Annotated in this window: 1 protein-coding gene; it reads right to left on the bottom strand. The window is 47.1% G+C overall.

The genetic code is table 11. The annotated features are described in order from the left end of the window. Positions 1 to 138, bottom strand: a 138-nt coding sequence (locus VU18_RS18070) for a CBS domain-containing protein (protein ID WP_236687438.1), incomplete at its 3' end; no start/stop codon positions are given. Positions 139 to 263: the final 125 nt, after the last annotated feature.

Here is a 263-nt window from a genome sequence, read left to right as displayed (position 1 = left end):
GTCTTTGACCGCCACCACGCCGACGATTTCCTCACTGCAACGGCATACGACCATCCCATCAAGTCCATATTCAACGAATGTCCGAGCCGCTTCATCAAGGGAATCGCTTTCAAAAATTACTGCCTTTGCCTTCACCATGATGTCTCCGACCATCATTGCCATTTCCTCTCCCACCGTTCCGCCTTATTTTCTACTCAAGCAATTTTTGTGCCAAAAAAGTTCCCGCTATTCAGAAAAAACAAACCCCTAGAAGGCTGGTGAAA

Source organism: Geobacillus sp. ZGt-1 (genome assembly GCF_001026865.1).
GTDB classification, from domain to species: Bacteria; Bacillota; Bacilli; order Bacillales; family Anoxybacillaceae; genus Geobacillus; species Geobacillus thermoleovorans.
The sequence above is the reverse complement of the archived record's forward strand: the minus strand, read 5'-3'. Positions and strand labels throughout refer to the sequence as shown.